The following is a 4,565-nucleotide window of genomic DNA, read 5'->3' on the forward strand; positions in this document are numbered from 1 at the left end:
GCGACTCATGAGTGCTCGGTTATATGCGGGCCAATTGGTTGTGCGGTAGATTTTGTGTGTAGGCTTCTTCATTTGAAAATTATATCGCTGAAAAAGCCTTTACAGATAGGTTTGTGCAACAAAGCCGGCTGTAATTGATCGCCTTGGCAGTTGGAGAACTCGATGGCACCGTCAGATAATGTTGGCTGAGCCATTCATACAGTTGTTGCATCACCGGTTGACTATGCTTTTGCCGATATTCGCGGCGATGTTCTGCTGTACCATCGGTCTTTTTCCTGAGTTCTGCTTCTATGGCATACAGTTTCTGAATCAGCACTAATGCCTGTTCAGCGATCTGACTTTTCCCGGTCACATGCAGTTCATGAAATTTACGACGTGCATGTGCCATGCAGCCCACCTCAATCGTCACCGAGTTAACTCATCGAGCAGGTGATGCAGTAAAAATCGCTGATGCAGGCGCTATTATTGATGCCGAAGAGGGACTCTCTAATGTTATTGAAAGCGGCAAAATGTTAAGCGGTATTTCAGAATCCATAGGTCAAATCGCTTCTATGTCGACCCAAATGGCTGCAGCAGTGGAAGAGCAAGCCCATGTTACTGAAGACATTAACCTGCAAATAGTAAATATTTCAACGCTTGCCGATTTAAGTAATGACAGCTCGATGCAGCTTTCAGAGACGATTATTTATTTGAACAAGATTGCTGATGAGCTTCATAAACTGGTAGTACGGTTTAAGCGGTAATCTTTCAAGTGAAAGCCTAAAACATTTAACAGTGTATTCTTGCAGTACAATTGATAATAATCGATTAAGCAGCAAATTATTGGAGTAACGTTTTGAACGCACCTGAATTCCCTGTTGATGAAGCTGCTGGTTTACTTGCATTACAGCGAACTAATTTGCTGGATACGCCAGCAGAGAAGCGCTTTGACCGCATTACAAGATTAGCAGCGTCTGTATTTAAAGTGCCAATATGCCTTATCTCTTTGGTGGATAGTGACCGGCAATGGTTTAAATCTAAAGTGGGTCTTGACGCTTGTGAAACAGGCCGTGATATCTCATTTTGTGGCCATGCGATATTGCATGAGGATATTTTAATTGTTTCAGATGCAACAAAAGATGAGCGCTTTTCGTCAAATCCTTTAGTAACCCACGCGCCGCATATTCGTTTTTATGCGGGTGCACCGCTGCGAGAGACAAGTGGGCAACCCATCGGCACTCTATGTCTCATTGACTCCGTGGCCAGAGACTTTTCAGCAAAAGAGCAGCAAGAACTGCGCGAATTTGCAGACATGGTTGAGTATGAAATTGCCAAAGAAGATCAAGCTCGACTTCAAGAGCAGTTTTTAAAAGGCATGGCAAAAACAACCTCAATACTGGCAACACTGCCTGATATGGTATTTGTTATTGACCGAAACTTTCGTTTTTTGGTTTGCAAAGAGCATCCTGACTTACTTAAACCTCAACAAGCGATTTTGGGGCGTACCGTTCATGAGATACTACCCAATGAGCTAGGTCATCAACTCGTAGAGTGCCTCAAGCAAGCCTTTTGTAACAACGATGTGATTCATCATAACTACACGTTTGAAAAGTCAAATCAATCGTTCGAAGCCCGATACAAAAAGATTGATGATAATGAAGTATTAGTGGTCATTCGTAATACCTCTGCACAAGTTGAAGCGCAGTCAGAAATAAGACGCCTTTCTGAAGTTGCAAGGCAGACAACCAATGGTGTGGTAATAACTGATGTCAAAGGTCGAATTATATGGATTAATGAAGCCTTCTCCTTTCTTACAGGATATAGCATTGAAGAAATGCAGGGTAAAAAGCCTGGGGAGTTATTACAAAGGCCCGACACTGATCCTGCCACTGTTGCAATAATGAGAGATGCGCTTGCTCAACAGAACGGCTTTAATGTTGATGTTGTAAATTATTCAAAAGCGCAAAATTCCTACTGGGTGAGAATAGCTTGTAACCCGCTGTTTAGTGAAAGTGGTAGTTTGAGCGGCTATATTGCAATTGAAACAGATATTACAAAAGAGAAACAGGATGAAGAGCTCATAAGGAACAGTCAGAATTTACTTAAGGCCGTAATAGACGCTAACAATATAGGCACATGGCATTTTAATATTCAAACAGGCGAGTTGATTATCAATGATGAATGGGCCGCATTACTGGGTTACACACTTTCTGAGTTATTACCGGGAAACAGATACACGTGGGAAAGGCTAACGCATCCTGATGACCTGGCTTATTGTGCAACTATTCTTGAAAAGCACATGTCAGGCCTAATACCCATATATGAAGCCAATCTTCGTATGAAACACAAAAATGGTGAATGGAAATGGATAAACACCAGAGGGCGTATTTCTTCAAGGACATATGATGGCAAAGCTCTATGGTTATTGGGTACACACTTTGATATCAATGACCAAATAATTGCAGAAAAAGCGCTTAGTGATAAGTCAAGGCAGATGGAAGCTGTTGTTGAAGGGTTGCTTGATGGCATTATTACTATTGATGGTCGTGGTAAAATTCTGACATTTAACCAAGCCGCACAGGAAATCTTCGGCTATACGGAAGATGAAACGCTTGGCAAAAATATTAGCATGTTGATGGGGTCACCTCATCGAGAGCATCACGATAGCTACTTATCAAATTATATAGAACGTGGTGTCAGTGACATTACTGGGCGTATTCGTGAGCTTGAGGCCTTGCGCAAAGATGGTTCTATGTTTCCAATCGAGCTTGGTGTAGTTGAAGTTCAAATGGCTGGTGAAGTTAACTTTATCGGTGTTGTCAGGGATATCACTGAGCGTAAACAACGTGAAAATGAAATTCACCAGTTAGCATTTTATGACCCATTAACATTGCTACCTAATCGACGTCTGTTGTTGGACAGATTGACGGGAGCTATAAATCATAGCGTTCGTACAAGGAACTTCTCAGCATTATTTTTTCTTGATTTAGATAACTTTAAAAACCTTAATGATAGTGCTGGTCATAATAAAGGTGATTTGCTGTTGTGTCAGGTCGCTGAGCGTCTTGTCAACTCAGTGAGACAAGGTGATACCGTAGCGCGTTTAGGCGGCGATGAGTTTGTTATTATGGCATCAGATTTAAGTCATGAACCAACATTAGCAGCGAACCAGGCTGAGAGACTTGCACAAAAAATCGTGAGTAATTTAACAAGGGAATATAATCTTGACGGTCTAACTTACAATAGTTCGGCAAGCATTGGTGTAACACTTTTTAACAGTGAAAATCTGTCAAAAGAAGATTTGTTAAAGCAAGCTGATATGGCTATGTACAAGGCTAAATATGCTGGCCGAAATGGTGTGCAGTTTTTTGACCCGCAAATGCAAGTTGCAGTAAGCTCAAGAGCAGCAATTATTAGCGACTTATACTCTGCAATACAAAGCCAGCAATTTGTACTTTTCTATCAAAAACAGGTCAATCACCTGAAGCAGTGTATTGGTGTTGAGGTATTGTTACGCTGGATACACCCAGAAAAAGGCATGGTGTCGCCACTGCAATTTATCCCATTAGCGGAGGAAACAGGTCTTATTGTACCGATTGGCGAGTGGGTGCTAGAGGAAGCTTGCGCCACTCTGGCAAAATGGTCTTTAGAATCCGAAAAACAACACCTAAGCATTGCGGTTAACATAAGCGTAGTTCAATTTAGCAAAGATAATTTTGTTCAGACTGTTTTAAATCCATTGAAAACCTCAGGTGCAAATCCACAGTTGCTAAAGCTGGAAATTACGGAAACGTTGCTCGCAAATAACATTCCTGATGTTAAAGCTAAGATGAAAGAGTTGCAGCAGCACGGCGTGACTTTTTCAATCGATGATTTTGGTACAGGCTATTCATCCTTATCCTACTTAAAACAATTGCCTATAAATCAGTTGAAAATTGACCAAGGGTTTGTTCGAGATATTATCAATAGCAGTAATGATAGGGCCATCGCTCAGGCAGTTATAACATTAGCCAACTCAATGGAACTGCAAGTCATAGCTGAGGGTGTTGAAACAGAAGCCCAGCGCGCGTTATTGCAGAGTATGGGGTGTCACACCTATCAAGGCTATTTATACGGAAAACCGTGTCGGATAGAAGAGCTGCATTTTTAAAAGATAATTAGTAAGGTACATTAAGCGGGTTTTAATTTAGTAGTTTATGGGGGCTTTGTTGCACAAACCTATCTGTAAAGGCTTTTTCAGCGATATAATTTTCAAATGAAGAAGCCTACACACAAAATCTACCGCACAACCAATTGGCCCGCATATAACCGAGCACTCATGAGTCGCGGAAATATTGCCATTTGGTTTGATCCTGCTACGCAATGGTATGCTCCATCAAAAGGCAAACAAGGGCGAAATCAAACCTACTCCGACGCAGCTATCCAATGCTGCTTAATGATTAAATCCTTATTCCGTCTATCTTTACGTATGGTCACTGGCTTTGTGCAAAGTCTGATTAAACTTTGCGGCTGAGCAGCCCCGAATATCAGTGATATTCGTACAGTACGCTTTGTAGAAGACAAAAGCATATTGATATTGCAATCAG

2 protein-coding genes and 2 pseudogenes are annotated in these 4,565 nt (G+C 41.5%); 3 read left to right on the forward strand and 1 reads right to left on the reverse strand.

Annotation, left to right across the window (positions count from 1 at the left end; genetic code table 11):
- Window positions 1-127: 127 nt before the first annotated feature.
- A pseudogene (locus FTU90_RS15725) lies at window positions 128-403 on the reverse strand (transposase); the annotation flags it as partial.
- On the opposite strand from FTU90_RS15725, the gene FTU90_RS15730 reads away from it, so the two are divergent.
- The 3 genes and pseudogenes from FTU90_RS15730 to FTU90_RS15740 all read left to right on the forward strand — a co-directional run.
- A complete protein-coding gene (locus FTU90_RS15730) occupies window positions 387-743 on the forward strand; it encodes a methyl-accepting chemotaxis protein (RefSeq protein ID WP_216070820.1) in 357 nt (118 codons plus the stop codon). The pseudogene FTU90_RS15725 and the gene FTU90_RS15730 overlap by 17 nt on opposite strands.
- Before the next feature lie 92 nt (window positions 744-835).
- A complete protein-coding gene (locus tag FTU90_RS15735; RefSeq protein ID WP_159138995.1) occupies window positions 836-4,129 on the forward strand; it encodes an EAL domain-containing protein in 3,294 nt (1,097 codons plus the stop codon).
- Window positions 4,130-4,234: 105 nt separating this feature from the next.
- Window positions 4,235-4,565, forward strand: a pseudogene (locus FTU90_RS15740) (transposase); the annotation flags it as partial.

The organism is Acinetobacter sp. YH12200 (assembly GCF_013418175.1).
Classification (GTDB): domain Bacteria; phylum Pseudomonadota; class Gammaproteobacteria; order Pseudomonadales; family Moraxellaceae; genus Acinetobacter; species Acinetobacter pseudolwoffii.